Source organism: Microbacterium sp. CH12i, assembly GCF_000685355.1.
GTDB lineage: Bacteria > Actinomycetota > Actinomycetes > Actinomycetales > Microbacteriaceae > Microbacterium.
The window spans coordinates 343,758-365,651 of the sequence record NZ_JHET01000003.1; the positions used below are offsets into that span (position 1 = coordinate 343,758).

The following is a 21,894-nucleotide window of genomic DNA, read 5'->3' on the forward strand; positions in this document are numbered from 1 at the left end:
CGTACCGCCGAATGCGTCAGGCGCGGACGAAATGGGATTCGAGTTCAATCGGCTGGGCTGGAGGCGCACGCGCTGCTGCGAAAGGAGCCTGGCAAGAGCTTGTTCAGCGCTCCACAGGACGACTGAGCGCCTATGACGGCGGTTCTTGCTGACGTGCGGGCGGATGCTGGTGTGACTGCTCACTTGCGTCCGAGGATCTCCCCGAACAGATAGTTCTGGATGGATTGCTCGGGTTCTTCGTTGAGAAAGTTCAGTACAGTCTGGCGGAGGTTCTTCTCGATGAGGATGGCGTGCTTGGCCTTCGTGGACAAACCGCGTTCGCGAAACGTCACCTGTTTGCGGCGTGCCATGAGAAGTTCCAAATCGCTCCGTGACATCGGCATACGGGTCACTGCAAAGAAATCAGGCTTCCCGCCACGTTCGATGAGGCGCACGAATCCGATGATCGTTGTATCGCACTTCGGAAGAGCGAAGCCGTCGAGCCCGAACTCTTCGACGAATTCGCGTTCGGCCGCAAATGCGAGCAGCATCGTCAAATTCGGCTGCTGCCCGCGGCGTCGCGCCTCGCGTCGCACGACTTTCCAATCCCGAAAGTCAACCGATCCGGACCCGGATGGAGCCCAACGGCCTGCGTTCACGTTGCTTCCCGTGCCTTGACGTTGAAAGTAGACGAAGTTGTCGCTGGTGACGACGAGAGTCGATACGCCGATGTAATTGGTCGCAGCCGTGAGATGCAGTGGCTTGAGCGCACCCTCTTCGTCGATGACGAGACGCCGCCCGTCTGTCGAGGGTTCGACATCGTGTATGTCCCAGAGCAGTCGGTCGATGATCTCGTCGGAACTCTGTGCCTCCAAGTAGCGCGAACGCTGGAGGGTGGCAGATGTCGAGGTCGGCGTGATCTCTGAGCGCAACCCGGCGAGCTTGCCATTGTGCACGATCGTCTTCGCGTACAGCAGCCTCCGCAGTAGTCCCGGCACGAAGGGACGGACGGACTCAGGCAATTCGTACTGCTCAGGAGTGAGGGACAACTCGATCGAGGCGCCGCTGCCGAGGTGGCGGTTCACTGCGTCCGACATGACATAGAACTCGTTTGGACCGTCGTCGCGGCGAAACTCGCCGACTGCGTAGCCGGCCTCGACGAGCGGGCGTGAAAGCGACAGTTCACTCCTGCGCCTCACCCGCTCCTCAGCCGGAATCACGATGTTGCGATACCGTTGCGCGCTGCGTCGATAGGACAGCAGCGAAGTGAGAATCCATGCCACGACAGTGGCGACGGCGATGATCACGATCACGAGCGGAAGATCGACCGCGAGCTTGAAACCGTTCCCGCGGAGGGATTCGTACGCGAGCGGCACCAGGCCGACCACGGAGAAGACGGTACCCAATGAGACCGCCCGAAGAACGAGGCGGTAGCGCAGCGTCAGCCAGCCGATCTGTGAGCGGACGTGAATACGGTTCAGAAGCTTGCGCCACCGTGGCACCGCATCGATCGACACCTGGGGAAGAGCAGTGGTCTCGGTACCCGCTGCATTCCGAAGCGCGTCGGCCATCTCACAAGCCGATGATCGACTTCAGATTCTGCGCCGCATTGCGAGCAGACTCCACACCGCCTGCGCTGTCGCCGTTCGCCTCTACCGTGGAGCGCAGGTCTGCGAGCGTCTGTGCATAGGCCGCAACGCCTTCTCGCCACTGCGAATCGATCGACGACGGGGGCTGGGCGTCCGAAATCCGCTGGGCATCCTGCTGCAGGCTGTCGACGATCGATACTGCTTCTTGGCCGCTCGAACTGGAAACGAATCCAAGTCCGGTCATCGCGTCGTCGAGCCAGGGACCCACCTGGCCGCGGAACACCTCGATGCTCGGATCAATGGCGGGAGGCGGCGTCACCATGGGCGTCGTCGGCTCAGGTGGCACTGGTGCCGGTGGCGTCGTCGTGCCGGGCGTGCTGGTCGGACTAGCCGACGGCGAACCCGACGAACTAGGGGAGGCGGTCGGGTTCGGCTCACCATCGCGTGGCAAGAACATAAACAGCAGAATGCCGACGATCGCTACAGCAGCGACCGACAAGCCCACGATGAGCCACACTCGTCGGCGATTCGTTGGCTTCGGGGGAATGGGGGCCCACCGGAGTTCAGGCTGTTCGTCGCTCATCTTCACGCCTCCAGAGGTGCCATCGGCTGCCAGGTACGGTCGCGACCGACATTGCCGCCGTCGCGAATGCCGCGGAACAGGTTGCTCGTGCCGCGCACGGTCCGCTCCACAAACACGAGGCGGATCAGCTCTTTGAAGAACGTGGCCGTGGTGCCGAGCCCGAACAGCACCGGGTTGTAGACGCCGTGCACGCGGTAGTACTGCTTGATGAAGCCGCGGTTGCGCATGATGTAGTAACGGTACGCGTTGCTCGAAGCGTTCATGTGGCGCACGCCCATGTCCCACTGCTTGATCTCGCGGGTGCGACGCAGCACGAACTCGTCCACGATGACGGCCGTCGTCAACCTCGAGGCGAGCCAGCCGTACATCTGGTCGTCCCAGTAGATGAAGAACCGGGGGTCGGGAAGGCCGATCTGCGTGACGATCGAGCGGTGAATGAACATTCCCTCGAAGCATCCGCTGTTCATCTCTTTGAAGCCGGAGGCGTCAAAACCCGCAGGCGCGAACGGAATCGGAATCCCCATCCGCTCCGCGATGCGGTACTGCCAGTAGAACTCGCTGCCGTCGTAGTCGTAGCGGCGTCCCTGGATGCTCTTGAACCGCGGCGCCCAAGCGCCCATTCGCGCGAGACCGTTCGGCACGACCTCGACGTCGTCATCCATCATCCAGATCCACTCGGATCCGATTTCGAAGGCGGTGCGCATGCCCTCGCTGAAACCACCGGATCCGCCGGTGTTCGTCTCGAGCTTGCGGTACACGATCTCTGTGCCGATGCTTTCGCGGTACGACTCCACGACCTCGGTGGTGTCATCCACCGACGCGTTGTCGATGATGACGACGTGACCGGGCTTGGGATCCATTGCCGTGATGCTCGTCAGCAACCTCGTCAGCAAGTGTGACCGGTTGTACGTGACGATGACGATCGTCGCCGATGCGGGATCGAACGGGGGCTGACGATCAGTGGTCACGTGTGAGTCTCCGGGTTGGTGCGCACGCATGGTCATGCGGGGGCTCAGACATCGATGAGCCGGATATCAGCCTACCTTCCACACCGTTGCGCACCGGTGAAGACGCTGAGTCGCTACCCGTGCCCACGCAGCGTCGGAATAACGCCCGTGTTCGCAGCGTCGATGTTCTCGCGCCATGAACGCGACTGTCCGGCCCGCAACGCGCACAGCACGAGCATGAACCAGCCTGCGCCGGCCAGCGTGAAGCTCTCGAACATTGAGTCCACCGCAAGGGTTATGAGCACGAGCGGCGTCCAGGCGTAGACGACTGAGCGTCGCACGCTCGCCACCAGCCACGAGCGCACCACAGCGATCCCACCGAGCAGGACGAACAGCAGGAAACCGATGACGCCCAACTGCAGAGTCACGTCGAAGTACGCGTTCAGCGCGGTCTGATGGTTGTTGTCCAACAAAAAATTGATGTACGTAAACGGGTATTCGCCGCGCTGCCAAGGGCCAAACCAGCCCCATCCCTGGATCGGCCTCACTGCAATGAAGTCAAGGACTTTGTTCCACAGATCCGCTCGCATCGAGAAATCCGACCCGCCACCCATCCACGCGATGATGGGATGCCGCAGCGCGAAGGCCACTGCGAGCGCGAGAGCGACCAAGGCACCCAGCATCCATTGCACAAAAGAGCGACGCGATTGCGGTGTGATCCGCACGATGGTGAGCGCCCCGGTGACCACGCCGACTGCGACAGCGAGCACGAGGACGGTGGGTGAGGCAGAAAGCAGCGCGAGGAATCCGGCAAGCGCCACCGAGGGGATCGCGATCGGCGCCACCACCGACTGCGTTCGCCATTCGATGACAAACGTGATTAACGCGATGACGGCCACGAACCCAAGCATGTTGCGGGTGCCGAAAAGTCCCTGAATGGGGCCGCCGATGGCGAGATTGCCCTCTATGTCGAGGAACAGGATCGGAACATCGAGCAGGATGCCGGAAAGAATCTCGACCGCGAGCGAGGCAGCCAGCAGTACCCGAAGAGTGTCGCCGATCGCCCGCACCGTCTGCAGCGTGTCGCGGATGTGTCCGATCGTGATCGCCAGGATCGCGAACCCGAGTAGTGAAACCCATCCGAACAATGTGTCCGAACGGTCGGTGCTCCAGAAGGTGCTGATGAGCGCCCAAGCGAGGAAGGCGATCAGCGACGACGGTGCAAGCCGCAGCACCGAAAGCTCCTCACGCCGGACGACCAGGATTGCCAGACCCAACACGCTCAGAACGATGATGATCGTCGCCAGTGTGGCAGCCGACGTCATCCGCTCGATCGCGAACGACCCGAACGTCGCCGTCAACGCCGCAAGGGTATAGCGCGCGCCAACTCGACCGATCCGAGCAGCCGGACCCAGCCGACCCGCGCGGGCGTCACGGCACCCGCCTCGGCTCGCGGCCACGCTCGGTGACGTGGGACTGCTCGCTGAGCCCCACCCCGACCAGCGGCACCGACTTGACCTTGAACGACAAGAGCACGAGCAACAACCAGCCCCACAGCATGATCGGCGTCGACTCGGCCAGACCCTGAACGAGCAGGATGACGGTGAACAGCAGCGGCAGCATCGTCAGCGGCGAGTACGGGCGATCGGCCCGCAAATCCCAGCGGGGCCGGTCGGCCGCGAAGAACCAGGCGCGCCACAGCAAGCCGAAGTAGGCGGCCGCCATCAGTAGCACCCCGACGACGCCCAGCTGCATCAGTACATCGAGCCACATGTTGTGTGCGTGAAAGACCGTGATGCCGTGGTCGACGATCCAGCCGTCGAATGCCGGGTCAGTGGGAATCCAGGGGCTGGAGAACCCATTGCCGAACACCGGGTGCGTCGCCGCGCGCTCGAGAACCTTGCCCCAGATGAGGTCTGTGCGTCCGGTGAGGTCTGCGCTGCGCCCGAGAGCCTCGAGCAGCGGCTTGTGGAACGCGATGACAGCGGCGACTACGACAACGACGATTCCGCCGAAGGTGAGGTAGATGCGGACCCGAGCGCGGGGCGTCCTGGAGCGGCGAATGAGCATGGCGATCAGCAGCACGATGACCGCCGCGATCGCGCAGACATATGCGGTCGCAGACGATGCTCGCACCATCAGGTATGCCGCGAGCAGCATCCACAGCACGAGAGTCGTGCGCCACCGCGCCCGCGCCGCGAAGCTGACGCCGAACGTGACGATCGCGAACAGGCTGATGATGGCGAGCAGGTTCGAATTGCCGACGAGGCCCTGAATGCGGCCGCCGTCGAGGAGATTGTCACGCACCCAGTACCAGTGCGGATCGATGTCGCCATCCGGCAGCGTCAGGAAGTTCGGCAGCAGCGGGCCGTGCAACACCAGCGACACCCACAGTTCAAGTGCGACAGACAGCCCGAGAATCCACTTGAAAGCGGATGCAAGGGAGCGCACAATCTCCTGCCAGCTGAGCGCATAGGCGATCAGTAGAGCGTTCACCGTGACGGCAGCGAGGAGTAGCCAGGTGATGATCGTCGGCAGGCGCCACTGCGACCACGTCACCGACAGCAGCGCGAAAGTGACATACCCGAGGACTGACCAGGGGAGTCTCCGCCACCCAAATGCGTGCGGCTCGGCGCGCGCGATCATCGGAATCCCGATTGCGAGGGCGGCGAGCATCAGCACGATCATCACGATGCCAGCGCCGATCTCGCCGACGAGGTTGTAGACCGCAGCGTGAGCGAAAGCGACGACGAAGACGACGATCGCGTAGGCGCGCAACAACAGATGCCCCGTCGACTCGCGCTCCGGCGCGGTGGGCGGGGCCGTCGCGGGATACTTCGTGTACTGCGCCATCGGGTTCAGGTTACCGTGACGCGGCGCGTAGATTGCTGTGCCACGGCATCCTGTACCGCGTCTTGTTGGCCCAGTGTCGGGGGTGCACTCTCGCGCTCTGTCTCAGTCCCTGTCTCAGTCGCTGTCTCAGTCGCTGTCTCGTCACTGTCGAGATCGATACGCTGGGGCCATGCTGCTGAGCCTGTCGAACGTGCCACGTGACTACGCCTGGGGGTCATCTTCGCTCCTCGCCAATTTGGAGGGCCGCGAGCCCACCGGCGCGCCGGAGGCGGAGGTGTGGTTCGGAGATCACCCTGGCGATCCCGCCGACCTCGCAGGCGGCTCGACTCTGGATACTGTCACCGGAGGCAAGCTGCCCTACCTGCTGAAGCTGCTCGCTGCGGCCGATCCGCTTTCGATTCAGGTGCATCCCACCATTGATCAGGCACGTGACGGATGGGCTCGTGAAACCGCGCTCGCCGCCGATGACCCGACCCGCAACTACCGCGACGACAACCACAAGCCTGAGCTCATCGTCGCCCTGAGTGACCGTTTCGAGGCTCTGAGCGGGCTGCGACCGGTCGCGGATACTGTGCGGCTGTTGGCGTCGCTAGGTTCATCGGCGGGAGTTGAAGCGTTGCGGGTGCGGCTGAGTGGTTCGGAGGCGGATGGCGATCTGCTTAGGGATGCCGTGGGCTGGCTACTGTCGGGATCAGCGCAGTCTGAGGTCGATGACATCATTGCCGCCCTCCCGGGCGCGACGTCTTCGGAATTTGATGCCGAACTCAGCGCTGTGCGGGCGATTGCCGCGCGGAATCCCGGGGATCCTGGTGTGGTTGTGGCGCTGCTGATGAACTACATCGTGCTCGGACGCGGCGAGGGCATCTTTCTCCGAGCCGGCCTGCTGCATGCCTATGTGTCCGGTCTCGGCGTTGAGATCATGGCGGCCAGTGATAACGTGCTGCGCGGCGGGCTTACGCCGAAGCACATCGATGTCGCCGAGTTGCTCTCGGTTCTCGACACGAATCCTTCGATCGTGCCGGTGCTGCGGCCCGCGGCATCCGGAGCAGTCACCACATACGAGGTCGACGTACCTGACTTCGCTCTTCGTCGCGTCGCGCTCGCGGGGGAGCCGGTTTCGATCGACGTGGCAGGGCCGGCGATGCTGCTCGCGACCGGGGGAGAGGTGTCGGTCGCGGGCGCGGATGCTGAGGTCCTCAGCATCCCGGTCGGATCAGCGGCATTCGCGACCGAAGACGAGCAGACGCTGCGACTCACCGGCAGCGGCGAGGTGTTCGTTGCGCAGCCCGGGCGATAGAACGGGTGAAACTTCATCGAATAAACTTTCGAAAATCGGTTGATTAAACTCGAATATCTGTTCTATACTGGATGCATGCCAACGTTGACCGCTCCCACTCCGCCGGACACGGCGACGGAACGTATGTCCGTGTGGCGTGAGATCCAGGCGGAGAAGTCGCGAAGTCATGCCCGCGAGGCGAGCGTGCTCAACGAAGCGTTCACTGAGGCGCTCGATGAGTGCGAGCACCGGACCGGCACCAATGACATGCGCGAGATTCCGATTCGTTCGCTGATCGCCGAGTTCAGTGCTGCTGGCCGCATCTCTTCGCGGACCATGGAATCGATGATGTGGAATGCCTACACGCTGGTGACGAAGTTTCCGCTGACCTTCCAAGCGCTAGAGAATGCGCAGATCAGCCCCACGCATGCGCGCATCATCGCTGATGCCGGTGCGCAGATATCCGATCAGGCAGACCGTTTCGCCTATGAGCTCGCGGCCGTCGACTATGCATCCGGAGAGAGCCCGAACCGCGTGCGGTCCGTGGCGCGGATGCTGGCGGCCAAGCACGGTGGTGTGACCGCAGACGATCGCAGAAAGCACGCCCACGATTCGCGCAAGGTGTGGGTGGATGACTTCGATGACGGCACATCCGAACTGCACATCTTGACGTCCTCAGTTCTCGCTCACGCGGCGCTGGATCGGGCAAGTCAGCTCGCCCGACTTGCTCGGGATCCGAACTCTTCTGAAGCACGTGAGGTTCTCGGTGAGGTCGAGAAGATGCCAGTGACCGGCGAGGACGACACGCTGCTCGCCGAAGACGACATTCAGTCCGCAGGCGGCGAGCACGGCATCTCCGCACCCATCGACGATCCCCGAACGATGGACCAGGCGCGCGCGACGTCATGATCGACCTGCTGCTGGCCGCGCTCGCCGAGACCGTGACGGCCGCGGGCGCCGAAGCGATTCGCGGACACATCCAGGTGACGCTTCCTGCGGCTCTCGCTGGCATCTCCGTCGGTCCGGCAGATTTGTTCGGATGCGGGGCAGTCGATGCTGATCTCGCGCGTGAACTCGCAGCACTTGCCCCGGGGTGGGACCGACTCTACGTGGATGAGTGCTCCGGAATCGTCACGGCCACCGATCGATATCGACCCACCTCCGAGATGCGTCGATACCTGCGCGCACGAGACGGCAGATGCCGATTCCCAGGCTGCGCTGCATCAACGTGGCGATGCGATCTGGATCACAACGATGAGTACAGCCGGGGCGGCGCGACCGCCTGCGACAATCTCAGCCATCTGTGCCGCCGGCACCATTCGCTGAAGCATCCCGATATTGATTCGAAATATCGATGGAACGCCCGGCAATTGCCCGGTGGTCGAATCGAGTGGACCAGTCCGCACGGCCAGGTGTTCATCGATCATCCGCAGCTGCGTGTGCACTTCTCCTGAAACCTTCGCTATTCCACCTGTTGCTATTCGACACCTGTTGCTGTCCGACACTCCGTGCGCGACACGCCGTAAACGCTCGATAAACCTTCAATGCACGATTGAGGGTTTACCATCCGCGACTTGACCGGAGCGAATGACACGGGTGTAATTAGTCGAAAGCAAGGCCCGGTGGGGGGCATCTGAAGGGCAAGGAGAGCGACATGACGGGTTACCGTTCCGACGTTCCCGAGAACTGGTTTATTGATCCGGTAAATCTCGGGGTACCCGGGGTCAGGCGAGTAGAGCCTGACGACGACAGCACACTCGCGTGGCAGACCGACGCACTGTGTTCGCAAACCGACCCAGAAGCCTTCTTCCCGGAGAAGGGCGGCTCGACTCGCGACGCGAAGCGAATCTGTTCCACATGTGACGTGCGAGGCGAATGCCTCGAGTACGCATTGAACAACGACGAGCGCTTCGGCATCTGGGGCGGTCTCAGTGAGCGCGAGCGTCGCAAGCTCAAGCGCCAAGCCAGCTGATTGCGTACAGCTTCGTAGGCGCGCCGAGCGCACTCACTCAGACCGGTGGAGCCAGCGCATAGGCTGACGAGGCCATGCCAATCCGAGTCCATGCCATCATCGTTGCGCGCCCCGGTTCTACATCCAGTGCGCAGCTTCTGCGCACGATTGATGCGCTGACGCTGCAGAGCCGTCCGGCTGACGCCGTCACCCTTGTCGTCTGCGGTGACGCCACGTCAGCGCGTGCGAGCGAAGCCGTCGGCAGCCTCGTCGAAGGAATCATCGAAGCACGCGGCAGCACCTCTTTCGCAGATGCGGTAGAGCTTGCCCTCCCTCGCGTCACGGGCGGTGCTGCTGTCTGGCTGCTTGCTCACGACACGGCGCCGCACCCGCAGGCGCTCGCCCAGCTCGCCGGTGCGTTGGAGCGCTCGCCATCCGCCGCCATCGCCGCTCCAAAGCTCGTCCACGCCGACAACGAGCGTGAACTCGTCTCGCTCGGCGTCACGATGACCACGTTCGGTCGCTCGGTCGAGCTCGCCGCTGGCGAACTCGACCAGGGCCAGCACGACGGCAGCGAAGACGCCTTGGGCTCAGACATTCGCGGCATCCTCATCCGTGCGGAGGTGCATGACCGACTGCGTCCTGACCCCGCTCTGGCTGGCGCAGACGAAGGCCTCGACCTCGGTGTTCGTGCCCGTCTCGGCGGTGGGCGCGTCGTTCTCGCTCCGAACGCTCGTGTCTCGGTGCATCCAGACGGCCCAGCCGCCCTTCCGCAGCACGAAGCGCAACGTGCATACGTCACACGGCTCGCGCAGCTACACCGTCGGCTCTCGTATGCGCCGGCCGTCGCTGTGGTTCTGCACTGGCTGTCGCTGCTTCCCCTCGCACTCTGGCGCACCATCACACACCTGATCGGCAAACGTCCGGCATCGGTATTTCCCGAGTGGGGTGCGGCGCTCACAGCGATGGCGCGCATCAGCGCTGTCGCGCGCTCCCGGCGCAATATCCGGGCGTTCCGCACTTCGACATGGTCGAGCATCACGCCCCTCCGCATCACACGCGGGCAATTACACCGCAGCCTTGACGACGGGCACGGCAGTGAGCACGGCGCGGTCAGTGAGCTGAACTTCTTTTCCGGCGGCGGAGCATGGGTTGTGCTCGGCGCGCTCGCCGTCAGCCTCGCCGCATTCACGACCTTGCTGGCCTGGCCCGCGATCGGCGGCGGCGGGCTGCTCCCGCTGCGCGACACGGTTGCCGGGCTATGGAGCGATGCGGCGTGGGGAATCAGAGGCATTGGTCTCGACGTCGTCGGTCCGGCTGACCCCTTCGCCGGAGTGGTCGCAGCGCTCGGCAGCCTGTGGGCCGGCACACCGTCATTCGCGATGGTGCTGCTCTGGCTGTTCGCGCTGCCACTCGCCGTGCTTGGCGGATGGTTCGCGGCCACGCGGATTACCGACCGCGGCGGAATGCGCATCTTCGGCGGCGTCGCCTGGGCGCTCGCACCGACCTTCCTCACAGCTCTCATCGAGGGACGCCCCGCAGCAGTGCTGGCGCATCTGCTACTGCCGTGGCTCTTCCACACTGCTGTCGTTGCCCATCGTTCCTGGGGAGCAGCGGGTGCGGCATCCATCGTTCTGGCGGCAACCGTCGCCTGTGCGCCCGTTCTCGCACCAGGACTCGGGTTGCTCTGGCTCGTCGCACTCGTGATTGTGCTCGCCCGCGGTTGGTTCCACGGCGCGGTTCGTCTGCTCTGGCTGCTCGTGCCGACCGCGGCTGTCTTCGCACCGCTGGTTATCTGGCAGCTGCGACACGGCAGCCTGTGGGCGATTTTTGCGGACCCCGGACTCGCATGGGCGGGGCCGCAGGTCGCCGCAGACAGTGCCGGGCGGATGCTGTTGGCCACCGGATTCCCGACCGCCGACCTCGCGGGTTGGACGGAGATTCTCGACCCCGCTGTCGCGGCGTGGGCACCGCTGCTTATCGCACCGCTCGCCCTGCTCGCACTCGCCGCCGCCGTCGCGCCGCGGTGGGGCGCAGGCATCACTCTGCTGGTCGTGACCGTTACCGGGCTTGCGACCGCCTTCGTCTCAGTCGGAGTGACCGTCAGCTTTGCGCAGGGCGTTCCAGTCGAGATCTGGCCCGGCACAGGGCTGAGCCTCGCCTGGGCCGGGGCCCTCGGTGCCGCCCTTGTCACGCTCGACACCGCAATCACCCTTCCACGACTGCGGGTGGTGGCCGTCACAGTTGCAGGTCTTGCCCTCGCGATCTGCGCGGTGCCCGCGTTGACAGCGCTGCACACCGACCGCACCGTGCTCACTAACGGGCCCGAAAGCACTTTGCCCGCGTTCGTTGCCGCCGAAGCACGTGGAGACCGAGAGATCGGCACACTCATTCTCACTCCGCAGAACAACGGTGGCCTCGCTGCCGAAGTCATCTGGGGAGCCAGCGAAACGCTCGGGGCGCAGACCACCCTCCTCAACACGGCAACCTCGCCGCAGGGAACCGACATCAGCGCGCTCGCGGTTGACCTGCTGTCGACACGCACGTTCGACGCCCCGGGTGAACTCGCCGAGCACGGCGTCAACTTCGTACTGCTCGATCAGATCGAAGGCGAAGAATCGGATGCCGCCCGCGCCTTCCGTGTCGCCGCGATCAACGCTTTGGACCAGCGCGCCGGATTCGTGAAGGTCGGCGCGACCGACAAGGGCGTGCTGTGGCGACTCGAGGCTGCGCCCGCAGCGCGAGCTGACCTCACGAACAGCCAGCACGCTACGGCGACTACAGCAACCACTTTGCAGCTGATCCTGCTGTTCGCCGCGCTCTTGCTGGCGATTCCGACGCGCGCCTCACGACGCGCAGCCCGCGCCCAGTCGCGGATCGTCGGACGCTCGGCCGAGGAACCGATGGTGCTACCGAGACGCGCGCACGATGGTCACCGGCATGACGGTGATGAGTATGACGTTGACGAGCATGACGTTGGTGAGCATGGCGTAGTTGATGCAGAGGCCGACCACACCGATGACCCTGAACCTGATGTTGAACGTGAATCCGACGTTGAGTCCGCACGCGAACCCGAACGCGAACCAGAACCTGAACCTGAACCAGAACCAGAGCCAGAACCCGAACCCGAGCCCGACGCAGAGCCCAGCGCAGAGCCACATATGACCGACAACAACCAGGCGACCGATCCGGAGGAGGAGCGATGACTCAGAAGCGTGCGATCCGCATCGTTGCGACCGGTACCCGGCTCCTGGTCGGAGTTGTCGTCGCTGTCGCGTGCGTGGCAGGCGTCACCGCCGCTGTTGCTCTGCCGTGGCCGGAAATTGCGACCACACCCGCCCAGGTGGCAGTGACACCGGCAGCTGGCGACACCACGCTCGTCTGCAACGGCCAGTTCCGGGCGATCGGTCGCGATCCCCAGAACGTCACGCAGATGTTCTCGGCCGGTGTTCCAGACCTCACCGTTGACAGCAACGGCCCGCGCGAAGACTCAGAGATCACAGCATCCGATCTGACGGCGGCCACCTCAGGGCCGCAGCGATTCGTCGGCAGTGCCGAGCAAGGGGGCGCAGCCCTCATTGGTGCCGCTGAATCGATCTCACTCGCTGCAGAAGATCTCTCCGGCTACGCCGCAGCGCCCTGTCGCGAACCGAGCACCGAGTCTTGGTTGGTCGGTGGCACAGTGGAGACCGGCACCAACGACCTCATCATCCTGTCAAACCCCGGCGATGTCACCTCGACCGCAACCATTACGGCGTTTGGCGCGGGGCAGTCCTCGACTTCGACGATCGTTCCGGCCGGCACTCAGCTCGCCGTGCCGCTCGCGTCGATCGCCGCCGGGCTGCAGCAGCCTGTGGTTCGAGTGACCGCCGCCGGAGCACCGCTGCGCGCCGTGCTCCAATCGTCGCTCATTCGCACTCTTGACCCTTCCGGCATCGACCTCCAAGACACCGCCGGCGCCCCCCGCACCGAGCTTTCTTTCGCCGGTGTGCAGGTCATTGTGCCGAGTGGGGACTCACCTCTCACGGTGTTGCGGCTGATGGCAACCGATCAAGCCGCCGGCTCGACAGTTGCGACTGTCACGGTGCGCGCAAACGGCGAAGATGCTCGCGAACTGACGGCTCCGCTCGACCCCGCGATTCCGACTGAACTGAGTTTGGAAGGTCTCGACCCTGGTGTGTACAGCGTCGATGTGACCGCTCAGACGCCGGTCGTCGGCGCGATTTGGCAGGCCACGCGCATCGGCGCCGGTAGCGACTTTTCGTGGATGACCCCCGCTCCAGAATTCTCTGGAGAAGTGCTCGTCGCCGTGCCAGTGGGTCCGACGCCGCGACTGCACCTCGTCAACTCGCAGGACACCGATGCGAGCGTCACGCTCACCCCGACCGCCGGGGGAGCCAGTGAGCAGCTCACAGTTCCCGCTGGCAGTGCATTGGTCGTCGATGTCACAGCCGACACAAGCTATTCCCTGTCGACGGACACCCGGCTGAAGGGCGCGGTCATAGTCGCCGGAAAAGATGCTCTTGCAGGATGGCCGATCTGGCCGAGCGCTGCTGCGCAAGACCCGATCACCGTCTACCCCTGACCCACCGCTTACCCCTGATCCGGGCCGAACTCCCAAGGGTCCTTGCCGACATATTCGGCTGCGGCTCGGAAAACCGCGCTTTCAATCGCAATGCGCCGGTGCATCCCGTCGTCATGTCCTGGTGGCAGCAGACGCTCAATCGGAATGCGGAACAGCACGATTCTGCCCTCGTCACGATCGATCCGCCATCGAGGGATGCCGGTGGTGTCGGCGTGCAGCGGGAGTGCGCCGATCTCGAATCGCACCTCCTGCAACTCGGGCCAGGTGCCGCGCAGAAATTCGACGGCCGCGCCGATCGTCGTATCGAACCGGTCCATGCGCCCTTCTAGAGGCGGGAGCGGGGGCTTCACGACCTCGCTGCGGCCGAGGCGTCCATGGCGGCCGTGACGGGCGCCGCGGCGCGGAGCTGTGGCGCTGCGTTCAGAGCGGCGACGGGGCATGATCAAAGTCTATGGCGTCCCGCGCGGCATCCGGCCTGTGGCCCGAGCGCGCCATACTCTGGCATAGATGAACGGACGACTCTGCTCGAAGGTCACCTGCGCCCGCGAGGCCGTGGCGACGATCACGTACGACTATGGCGATCAGATGGCCGCGCTCGGACCGCTGGGCGGTACCGGCCACCCGCACGCGCACGATCTGTGTGCACAGCACGCTGAGCGGCTCTCCGTTCCCACTGGCTGGATCGTCGTGCGTCACGAGGCGCTGCGGGCCTGAGTCGGGCTTTGCCGACCTGAAACGGGCTTACACCCCGACGTGCCGCCCGGTGAGCTTCTCGGCGCGTGCGTCGGCGATACTCAGTGCTCGACGCTCGCGTTCGCGGCGCAACACTGTAATCGCGATCAGTAGCTGTTCAGGGTGTGCCGCAGGCTGAGGTGAAACGTACTCGGCGGTGGCTACGACGAGTTCGTGGGCGATCCGTGCGCGCGCAGACGGGGTCATCCGTTCGGCGTGTTGCAAGAACTGCGAGATCCGTCGGGCGAGGCGATCCGGCATCCGTGCCACGTCCGCAATCTGCGCCCAGCCCGCCAATGCGGGCGGCATCACGGGGACGAGCGAGATGAGCTTCGGCGTACGCACTCGCTGGCTGTAGGTGCCCGCCACCATGTCGCCCAGGCGCTGCGAGCGGGCGGTGAAAGCACCGGCGAGCATCGCGACTGCGCCGAACGTCATGTAGACCTCGAGCACGCCGATCAGCGCGCGGATGAATGCGTGCCGGAACCCGGCGGCACCGCCGTCCAGGCGCACGATACGCCCGCCGACAGCGAGCTTGCCGAGGCTGCGCCCGCGCATCGCGGTCTCGATCACGATGGGCACGATGACGAAGCACACGACGAGCATGACGACGGCGAGGATGCTGTCGATTGAACCGTCGATGACCCCGAGGCCCATGAGCCACATGCGCAGCCACAGGAACAGCAGGAAAAGCACCCAGCCGAGGGCCATGTCGATCAGTGCACCGAGCGCGCGCATGAAGAACCCCAGAGGCTGCACATCAATTGCGACGGCCTCGCCGGAGAGTATTTCGTCGGAGGTGTCGATCGGCGTAGACATGAGTACAGTAAATCAGGTGGATGCCGACGCTCTGAGTGATGCACGCCGCGCCGAGTGGGAACGACTGGACGAACTCAGTCGCCAGCGGCTCGACGGAGCCGGAGTCGACGAGCTGATCGTGCGCTATCGGGCGGCATCCGCAGATCTTGCCGAGTTGAAGACGACGGTGGGGGACTCGCCACAGGGTGCATACGTGTCATCCATTCTCGCGAAGGCGCGCATGCGCCTCACCGGGACATCCGACAATATCCTGGCGCAGACCGGTCGTTTCTTCGCCAGCCAACTGCCCGCCGCACTTTACCGATTGCGATGGACGACCCTTGCCGTCGCAGTGATATTCATTGCGATTACGGTCGGAGTTGCCGCCTGGATCTCGAGCGATCCGGCACTCGTTGCATCCCTGGGCCCGGCAGATTTCCTCAAGCAGTATGCGGATGAGAGCTTCACCGAGTACTACACCGAGAATCCCGCGGCTGTGTTCGCCGGCATGGTCTGGACGAACAACGCGTGGATCGCGGCGCAGTGCGTGCTGTTCGGCGTCACCGGCATCTGGCCGCTCTATGTGATCGCGCAGAACGCATTTGGTCTCGGAGTCTCTGGGGCGGTCATGGCCGCACATGATCGGCTCGACGTGATGGTGTTGTACATCCTCCCGCACGGGATGCTGGAGATGACGAGCATCTTCGTCGCAGCGGCCGCGGGGCTGCACATCTTCTGGGCGTGGGTTGCCCCCGGCCATCGCAGTCGCCCCGCCGCTCTCGCTCAGGAAGGGCGTGCATTGGCCACAGTCGCGATCGGACTGGTCTTCGCGCTCGCGCTCTCGGGCCTGGTGGAGGGCTTCGTAACTGGTTGGTCGCTGCCGTGGCCGATCAAGATCGGCATCGGCGCGGCGGCGCTTGGTGTCTTCCTGATCTACATGCTTCTGGTCGGACGCCATGCCTATCAGCGTGGCGAACGCGGCGACCTGCTCGAGTATGAGGCGGGTACGCCCCAGCTCGTCGCAGGCTGAAAGAAGAAAAGTGTCTGCCTGAATCAATCCAGACAGACACTTTTCTCCTTTGACGGCTTAGAGCCGCCTGACGTTAGATCTTGTTGGGGCTGTCGAACAGCGCCTTGTACGCGAAACCGGCAATGAGAGCGCCGACGATCGGGAACACCAGGAAGACCCACAGTTGCGACAGCGGCCCGACGCCGCCGTAGATTGCCGCGGCGATCGATCGTGCCGGGTTCACCGAGGTGTTGTCGACCGGGATGCTGATCAGGTGGATCAGCGTGAGCGTCAGACCGATCGCAAGACCGGCGAACGGCGTGCCGCGGTGTGAATGCGTCGTGCCGAGAATCACGAGCAGGAAGACCGCGGCGAGGATGACCTCGATGATGATCGCTGAGAACATGCCGAAGCCGCCCGGGGAGTATTCGCCCCATCCGTTGCTCGCGAAGCCTGCATCCTGCGCGCCTGCGAGCCAGCCCTCAGGGCCGAACAGGCCGATGAGGACGAGCATCGAACTCGCGATCACGCCGCCCACGATCTGCGCGACGATGTAGGGTCCAGTGTCTTTCCAGCTGATCCGGCCCGCGGCGGCGGCGCCGAGAGTGACGGCAGGGTTGAAGTGACCGCCCGAGATCGGTCCGAAGGCGTAGGCGCCGACGACGACGGTCAAACCGAATGCGAGTGCGACGGCGACGTAGACGGCGGAGTTCGCACCGGGGTCGGTGAAGTGGTTGGAAGCGAAAAGGGCAGTTCCGACGCCGCCGAAAACCAGCAGGAATGTTCCGATTCCCTCGGCGACCAATTTGGCGCCGAGAGAAGGAGCCGAGGGCGTGGTGTCGCTCATCTCATTCAGTCCTTTCGAATAGACGAGTCACTCGACCCGCACCCCACATGATCCCGTGGACTCAGAGAACTCACAGAAAGGCGCGCCGGTACGAGAAGGGGGTCGGATGCCGAAGCACCCGACCCCCTTCAGGAGTATTGCGACTATTCGCCGATACCCACGGGGTCGGCGGAATCGACGTGCTGGTTTACGAGCGCGCGAACCTTGTCGGCCGTAGCCTGGTCCACCTGACCCCAGTACCAGAAGAAGCGCTCCTGGATGGCGGGGACGGTCAGCGCCTGGTACTGCCCGGCGAGGGTCTCGACGAAGCGTGCGTGCTCCTCGTCGTTGAAGACCTGGGTGACAAGCGTGCGGGCCTGGCCGAAGTCGTCATCCTCGGAGTGCAGGGTCGCAGCAGTGCGGATGAGTGCACCGTCTGATTCCCAGCTCGCCTCAACGCCACGGGCAGGGTCAGCCACGGGGCCGCCGGCTGCGCCGTACGAGTTCGGCGTGTAGACGCGGTGCTCGGCAGTGTTGAAGTGGTACTGCATGTTGCCCTCGTGCATGTAGTTGCTCGTGTGGGCAGCGTGCGGCTGGTTCACCGGCAGTTGGTTGTAGTTGGTGCCGATGCGGTAGCGCTGTGCGTCCGGGTAGGAGAAGACGCGAGCCATGAGCATCTTGTCCGGCGAAATGCCGGTGCCAGGAACCTGGTTTCCCGGTGAGAACGCTGCCTGCTCGATCTCGGCGAAGAAGTTCTTCGGGTTACGGTTCAGCGTGAACGTGCCGACCTTGATGCGCGGGTAGTCCTTCTTCGACCAGATCTTGGTGAGGTCGAACGGGTTGAAGCGGTAGGTCTTGGCCTCTTCGTAGGGCATGACCTGCACGTAGACATCCCAGGACGGGAACTCTTCGCGATCGATCGCCTCGTAGAGGTCGCGACGGTAGTAGTCGGAGTCCTGTCCAGCGATGCGCTCAGCCTCATCGGCGAACATCGGCTCGACGCCCTGCTTGGTCATGAAGTGGTACTGCACCCAGAAGCGCTCGCCCTCGGCGTTGACCCACTGGTACGTGTGCGATCCGTAGCCGTTCATGTGGCGCCATGAGCGCGGCAGGCCGCGGTCACCCATGACGTAGCTGACCTGGTGGGCCGACTCCGGCGAAAGAGTCCAGAAGTCCCACTGCATGTCGGCGTCACGCAGGGCGGAGCCGGTGAGGCGCTTCTGCGAGTGAATGAAGTCCGGGAACTTGATGCCATCACGCAGGAAGAACGTCGGGGTGTTGTTGCCGACGTGTCGAGGTTGCCCTCGGTCGTATAGAAGCGCAGCGAGAAGCCGCGCACATCGCGCCAGGTGTCGGGGGAGCCCTGCTCACCCGCGACAGACGAGAAGCGAATCAGCGTCTCGCTCTTCGCGCCGGGCTGGAAGACGGCCGCGCGGGTGTACTGCGAGACGTCTTCGGTGACGACGAACTCGCCGAAGGCGCCGCCGCCCTTGGCGTGCGGGTTGCGCTCCGGCACGCGCTCGCGGTTGAACGATGCGAGTTTCTCGACCAGGTAGCGGTCGTGCAGCGCAGTGGTGCCGTCGGCGCCGTTAGTCAGCGAGTGGGCGTCGCTGGCGACGGGTGTGCCGGTTTGGGTAGTGGTGAAAGTCTTGTCAGTCATTCACTTATTCCTTTCGCAATCAGAACAGATGGCTCGGTAGGTCACAGAGGCTTCGAGGATGCGCATCCCGTGGTCGTGGGATGGATGCAGACATGGGGCTTCACCCACAGCGCAGGCGACGTCTTCGACGCGACCGCACTCGACGCACTGCAGGTGGTGATGATTGTCGCGCTCGTGCTGCACTTCATAAAGAGCGCTGGCCGCGTCGGGAAGACTCACGCGTCGGACGATGCCCGCGCCGGTGAGATCGTTCAGGATGCCGTGGACTGTGGGCAATGCGACGCCGCTGAGGCGTCCACGCAGAGCGGAGTAGACCGCCTCGGCAGAGGCGTGCGGATGGGCGCTCAGTTCTTCCAACACGGCAACGCGCTGCACCGTCACACGCAGCCCCGCTCCACGCAAGCGCTCGGGCGCTGCGAGGGGGTTGGCTGCGGTCATCTCCATAGCTCCATTGTGTCATTGTTCTGAATGATTCTCAAAAGAAAATGGTTCAGAACAATGCCTTCGAATCTGCCGCTATTCAGGCTCCAGGTCGCACTTACGGTCGCTAGCGGAGGTTCAGGTCGCACTTACTGCCGTTTGGTCGCCTGCATACAGGCGTTATTTGCGACCTGGATGCCGTGCGGCGATGCCGCGTCACACACCGAGGGCGCGGCGGATGCGGGCGAGCAACTCGCCGCGTCGTGCAAAGAGGGAACTAGTGACCTCGATAACCGTCCAGCCGGCGGCGCGCAGCGCCGCGATCCGTTCTACATCTGCGGCATACCTCGATGCGTGCATGAGCCCGTGGTATTCGATCACGACCTTCTTGTCCGGGTATACCAGGTCGAAGCATCCGAGGAACATGCCGTGGTCGTCGTAAATGTCGTGGTTGAGACGAGGCTCTGGAAGCCCCGCGCTTACGATCAGGTACCGCAGCTTCGACTCACGGGGTGACCAGGAGTCTTCGCGAATAATTTCCACGGCTTCGCGCAGGCGGAGGATGCCCTTGCGCCGCACCCCCTCGATCCGTGCCCGCAGTTCGCCAAGACTCGTGAACGGGGGTCTGCCCGCATCCGGACGCCCCGGACCGGCACGCCACACCCGGCAGAAATAGTCGCCGAGCGCCACGAGGTCAGGCACGCTCCACGCTCCTAGTTGGGCCCAGGTCGTGGCAGCATCGGCGACGGGGTAGCCCTGTACTTCCAGCATCCGGGTCGTTCTCGGATCTGCCCGGTGGGCCCGCACTCCGGACGCGCGGACAAGCGGTCCAACGCCGAGAGTGCTGACGTGAACCGGCAGTGTTTTACCATCCACCGGGACGTTCTTGACCGTCACTAGTGGGAGCGGCCCGCCGAGCACAGCAACAGCAGTCTCATGACTGAGGAACTGTTCCGGTTTCAAACGCGGCGCGTACCGACGCGCTTGTACTTGCCGTTCGAAAGCTTGGCGTTCAAACACGTCACGTTCGGTGCTATCAGCCTTGAAGCGTTTCGTTCGGACGCCGTGAAACGGCGCATCGAGATCTCCGCGGCGCAGCCGGCCATCGTTCAGGCCGGCATCCCGGGCGTCTTGCACGGTGAACGACGGACCGAGCTGGCGCGGGAGCGATCGTGGTCTTCTCATCGCACCACCGTGCCACCTGCGGCATTCTGCCGCGCGAGTTGTCCACAGGCCGGCGCCCGCGGCGACGAAGCACGCCGTGCCCAGACCGCGACTCTGGATCAAGCCCGTTGCGGCCAGGTCGCGAATCTGGCCGGTAACACGCGTCCAGAGCGGCAGGATTTGCGACCTGAACGGTGGATGCGCGGATGCTGCCTCAGAGCCGCCCGGCGGCCTTGAGTTCGAGGTACCGGTCCGCGATGCGCGGCGGGAGTGCCTCCGGATCTGCGGTGATGGCCTCACCACCAGCACGACGGATTGCGTCCGCCACGTTCTCTGCGTCACGAAGGGTGCGTTCCGCGGCGGCGGCGAGATAGATGTCCTCGCGCGAGCCGCGGCGCTTTGCGAGTTCCCCGATGGCGTCGTCCGTCACGGATCCGACCAGCACAGTGGTGGATCTGGACGGGTTCGGGAAAGCACCGAGGAAGCTGCGCGCTGATTCTGCGGCATCCTGCGCGGTGAGCACGACTACCAGAGACGGACGCGTGGTGAGCGTGCGGATCGCTGCGAAGGCTCCCGCCCAGTCGGTGTCGACGAGCCGGGCATGCACGGGCGCCATCGCATCGGTCATTGCGGGCAGCAGGGCCGCGCCATCGACACCGGTAACCCGAGCGCGCACGACTCGGTCGTAGAGCAGTAGATGCACATGGTCTCCGGCTCGCGCCGCGAGCGCTGCGAGAAGGAGTGCGGCTTCGAGCGCAGCATCCAATCGGGTGCCGTCGCCGACGCGCGCGGCGGCGGTGCGTCCGGTGTCGATCAAAATAACGACATGCCGATCGCGCTCAGGGCGCCATGTGCGCAGCATCGTCGTGCCAGCGCGCGCTGTCGCCCGCCAGTCGATCGAGCGCACATCGTCGCCGCGCACGTACTCACGCAGCGAGTCGAATTCGGTGCCTTGTCCGCGCACCTGGATGCTGGTGTTGCCATCCAGCTCGCGCAGTCGTGCCAGTCGCGACGGGAGGTGCTTGCGGGAAGCGAATGCGGGCAGCACGCGAAGCGCGCCGCGAACCTGGTGACGCGCTTGCCTGCCGCCGAGACCGAGCGGGCCACGGGAGCGGATGAACACGAAAGCGCTCACGAGCTCACCGCGGCGGCGGGGGAGCAGCGGAACCGTCACGCGACGTCGCTCACCCGGCGGAATCGTGGCGGCGAGTCGTGCGGAGCTTGCCCCTGCGGTCGGCTGCCACGCGTCGCGGATCAGCGCATTCAGGGTGCGCGTGCCGTGGTTGTGCACAGCGACGCTTGCCTCGATCTGCTCGTCCATCCGCGCGCGAGCGGGCACACGTCGGGTCACAGTCACCGTTCGCGCGCTTGCTGCCAACGTGATGTCGATGCCGAGCAAGACGACACACAGCAGCAGCCACGCGCCGAGCACCACCCACACCGGTACGCCCGCCGCGGTGAACGCGACGAGCGGAATGACCCCGATTCCGAGGGCCAGAGCGAGACGGCCGGAGACGAACAC

Annotated in this window: 19 protein-coding genes and 1 pseudogene; 8 read left to right on the forward strand and 12 right to left on the reverse strand. The window is 64.4% G+C overall.

The annotated features are described in order from the left end of the window. Positions 1-179 precede the first annotated feature (179 nt). From DC31_RS04755 to DC31_RS04775, 5 genes are all read right to left on the reverse strand, one after another. Positions 180-1,550: a hypothetical protein gene (locus DC31_RS04755; RefSeq protein ID WP_036277469.1), complete on the reverse strand. Its 1,371-nt coding sequence runs from the start codon at positions 1,548-1,550 to the stop codon at positions 180-182. Between the two features lies 1 nt (position 1,551). After that, positions 1,552-2,151 (reverse strand): hypothetical protein, encoded by a 600-nt coding sequence (locus tag DC31_RS04760; RefSeq protein ID WP_235201341.1) that lies wholly within the window; start codon positions 2,149-2,151, stop codon positions 1,552-1,554. 2 nt (positions 2,152-2,153) lie between these two features. Then, positions 2,154-3,119, reverse strand: coding sequence for a glycosyltransferase (locus DC31_RS04765; RefSeq protein WP_036277710.1), 966 nt, complete (start codon positions 3,117-3,119; stop codon positions 2,154-2,156). 113 nt (positions 3,120-3,232) lie between these two features. Further along, positions 3,233-4,459 (reverse strand): O-antigen ligase family protein, encoded by a 1,227-nt coding sequence (locus DC31_RS04770; protein ID WP_235201342.1) that lies wholly within the window; start codon positions 4,457-4,459, stop codon positions 3,233-3,235. Positions 4,460-4,529: 70 nt separating this feature from the next. After that, positions 4,530-5,951, reverse strand: a complete 1,422-nt coding sequence (locus tag DC31_RS04775; RefSeq protein ID WP_036277473.1) for an O-antigen ligase family protein — start codon at positions 5,949-5,951, stop codon at positions 4,530-4,532. Positions 5,952-6,120: 169 nt separating this feature from the next. Here DC31_RS04775 and manA point away from each other — a divergent pair, with 169 nt between their 5' ends. The 6 genes from manA (at position 6,121) to DC31_RS04800 (ending at position 13,763) form a co-directional block, all read left to right on the forward strand. After that, entirely contained in the window at positions 6,121-7,248 is a 1,128-nt protein-coding gene (manA, locus tag DC31_RS04780; protein WP_036277476.1) for a mannose-6-phosphate isomerase, class I, read from the forward strand. 75 nt (positions 7,249-7,323) lie between these two features. Next, a complete protein-coding gene (locus DC31_RS16850; protein WP_081813717.1) occupies positions 7,324-8,136 on the forward strand; it encodes a DUF222 domain-containing protein in 813 nt (270 codons plus the stop codon). After that, the gene (locus DC31_RS16855; RefSeq protein ID WP_051606415.1) at positions 8,133-8,681 is read left to right on the forward strand and encodes an HNH endonuclease signature motif containing protein; all 549 of its coding nucleotides are present in this window, start codon (positions 8,133-8,135) and stop codon (positions 8,679-8,681) included. The genes DC31_RS16850 and DC31_RS16855 overlap by 4 nt, the downstream gene beginning before the upstream one ends. Positions 8,682-8,881: 200 nt before the next feature. Then, positions 8,882-9,199, forward strand: a complete 318-nt coding sequence (locus DC31_RS04790) for a WhiB family transcriptional regulator (protein ID WP_081813718.1) — start codon at positions 8,882-8,884, stop codon at positions 9,197-9,199. A 74-nt stretch (positions 9,200-9,273) separates the two neighbouring features. Beyond that, the gene (locus DC31_RS04795) at positions 9,274-12,384 is read left to right on the forward strand and encodes a glycosyltransferase (RefSeq protein WP_200872863.1); all 3,111 of its coding nucleotides are present in this window, start codon (positions 9,274-9,276) and stop codon (positions 12,382-12,384) included. Continuing rightward, positions 12,381-13,763, forward strand: coding sequence for a DUF5719 family protein (locus DC31_RS04800; RefSeq protein ID WP_036277479.1), 1,383 nt, complete (start codon positions 12,381-12,383; stop codon positions 13,761-13,763). Before DC31_RS04795 ends, DC31_RS04800 begins: the two co-directional genes overlap by 4 nt. A gap of 8 nt (positions 13,764-13,771) precedes the next feature. On the opposite strand, the gene DC31_RS04805 is transcribed toward DC31_RS04800, so the two are convergent. Beyond that, complete coding sequence (locus DC31_RS04805; protein ID WP_235201343.1) at positions 13,772-14,203, reverse strand: hypothetical protein; 432 nt, start codon at positions 14,201-14,203, stop codon at positions 13,772-13,774. 67 nt (positions 14,204-14,270) lie between these two features. Between DC31_RS04805 and DC31_RS04810 the strand changes: the two genes are divergently transcribed. Beyond that, entirely contained in the window at positions 14,271-14,477 is a 207-nt protein-coding gene (locus tag DC31_RS04810) for a DUF3499 family protein (protein WP_036277482.1), read from the forward strand. Positions 14,478-14,504: 27 nt separating this feature from the next. Here DC31_RS04810 and DC31_RS04815 read toward each other — a convergent pair whose 3' ends face one another. Further along, positions 14,505-15,314, reverse strand: coding sequence for an RDD family protein (locus tag DC31_RS04815; protein ID WP_036277487.1), 810 nt, complete (start codon positions 15,312-15,314; stop codon positions 14,505-14,507). A 16-nt stretch (positions 15,315-15,330) separates the two neighbouring features. Here DC31_RS04815 and DC31_RS04820 point away from each other — a divergent pair, with 16 nt between their 5' ends. Further along, positions 15,331-16,323 (forward strand): stage II sporulation protein M, encoded by a 993-nt coding sequence (locus DC31_RS04820; RefSeq protein ID WP_036277489.1) that lies wholly within the window; start codon positions 15,331-15,333, stop codon positions 16,321-16,323. A 73-nt stretch (positions 16,324-16,396) separates the two neighbouring features. Here DC31_RS04820 and aqpZ read toward each other — a convergent pair whose 3' ends face one another. The 5 genes and pseudogenes from aqpZ to DC31_RS04845 form a co-directional block, all read right to left on the reverse strand. Then, positions 16,397-17,149, reverse strand: coding sequence for an aquaporin Z (aqpZ, locus tag DC31_RS04825; RefSeq protein WP_036277491.1), 753 nt, complete (start codon positions 17,147-17,149; stop codon positions 16,397-16,399). 143 nt (positions 17,150-17,292) lie between these two features. Further along, positions 17,293-18,788 (reverse strand): annotated as a pseudogene (locus tag DC31_RS04830) (catalase). Continuing rightward, a complete protein-coding gene (locus tag DC31_RS04835) occupies positions 18,789-19,226 on the reverse strand; it encodes a Fur family transcriptional regulator (protein WP_235201344.1) in 438 nt (145 codons plus the stop codon). Between the two features lie 198 nt (positions 19,227-19,424). After that, positions 19,425-20,393: a DUF559 domain-containing protein gene (locus DC31_RS18390; RefSeq protein WP_160173202.1), complete on the reverse strand. Its 969-nt coding sequence runs from the start codon at positions 20,391-20,393 to the stop codon at positions 19,425-19,427. Between the two features lie 193 nt (positions 20,394-20,586). Beyond that, positions 20,587-21,894: a DUF58 domain-containing protein gene (locus tag DC31_RS04845; protein WP_036277499.1), complete on the reverse strand. Its 1,308-nt coding sequence runs from the start codon at positions 21,892-21,894 to the stop codon at positions 20,587-20,589.

Coding starts and splice junctions, on each gene's coding strand:
- DC31_RS04755 (WP_036277469.1), bottom strand. CDS start 1,550: ATGGCCGACGCGCTTCGGAATGCAGCGGGTACCGAGACCACTGCTCTT.
- DC31_RS04760 (WP_235201341.1), bottom strand. CDS start 2,151: ATGAGCGACGAACAGCCTGAACTCCGGTGGGCCCCCATTCCCCCGAAG.
- DC31_RS04775 (WP_036277473.1), bottom strand. CDS start 5,951: ATGGCGCAGTACACGAAGTATCCCGCGACGGCCCCGCCCACCGCGCCG.
- manA (WP_036277476.1), top strand. CDS start 6,121: ATGCTGCTGAGCCTGTCGAACGTGCCACGTGACTACGCCTGGGGGTCA.
- DC31_RS16850 (WP_081813717.1), top strand. CDS start 7,324: ATGCCAACGTTGACCGCTCCCACTCCGCCGGACACGGCGACGGAACGT.
- DC31_RS16855 (WP_051606415.1), top strand. CDS start 8,133: ATGATCGACCTGCTGCTGGCCGCGCTCGCCGAGACCGTGACGGCCGCG.
- DC31_RS04790 (WP_081813718.1), top strand. CDS start 8,882: ATGACGGGTTACCGTTCCGACGTTCCCGAGAACTGGTTTATTGATCCG.
- DC31_RS04795 (WP_200872863.1), top strand. CDS start 9,274: ATGCCAATCCGAGTCCATGCCATCATCGTTGCGCGCCCCGGTTCTACA.
- DC31_RS04800 (WP_036277479.1), top strand. CDS start 12,381: ATGACTCAGAAGCGTGCGATCCGCATCGTTGCGACCGGTACCCGGCTC.
- DC31_RS04805 (WP_235201343.1), bottom strand. CDS start 14,203: ATGCCCCGTCGCCGCTCTGAACGCAGCGCCACAGCTCCGCGCCGCGGC.
- DC31_RS04810 (WP_036277482.1), top strand. CDS start 14,271: ATGAACGGACGACTCTGCTCGAAGGTCACCTGCGCCCGCGAGGCCGTG.
- DC31_RS04815 (WP_036277487.1), bottom strand. CDS start 15,314: ATGTCTACGCCGATCGACACCTCCGACGAAATACTCTCCGGCGAGGCC.
- aqpZ (WP_036277491.1), bottom strand. CDS start 17,149: ATGAGCGACACCACGCCCTCGGCTCCTTCTCTCGGCGCCAAATTGGTC.
- DC31_RS04835 (WP_235201344.1), bottom strand. CDS start 19,226: ATGACCGCAGCCAACCCCCTCGCAGCGCCCGAGCGCTTGCGTGGAGCG.
- DC31_RS18390 (WP_160173202.1), bottom strand. CDS start 20,393: ATGAGAAGACCACGATCGCTCCCGCGCCAGCTCGGTCCGTCGTTCACC.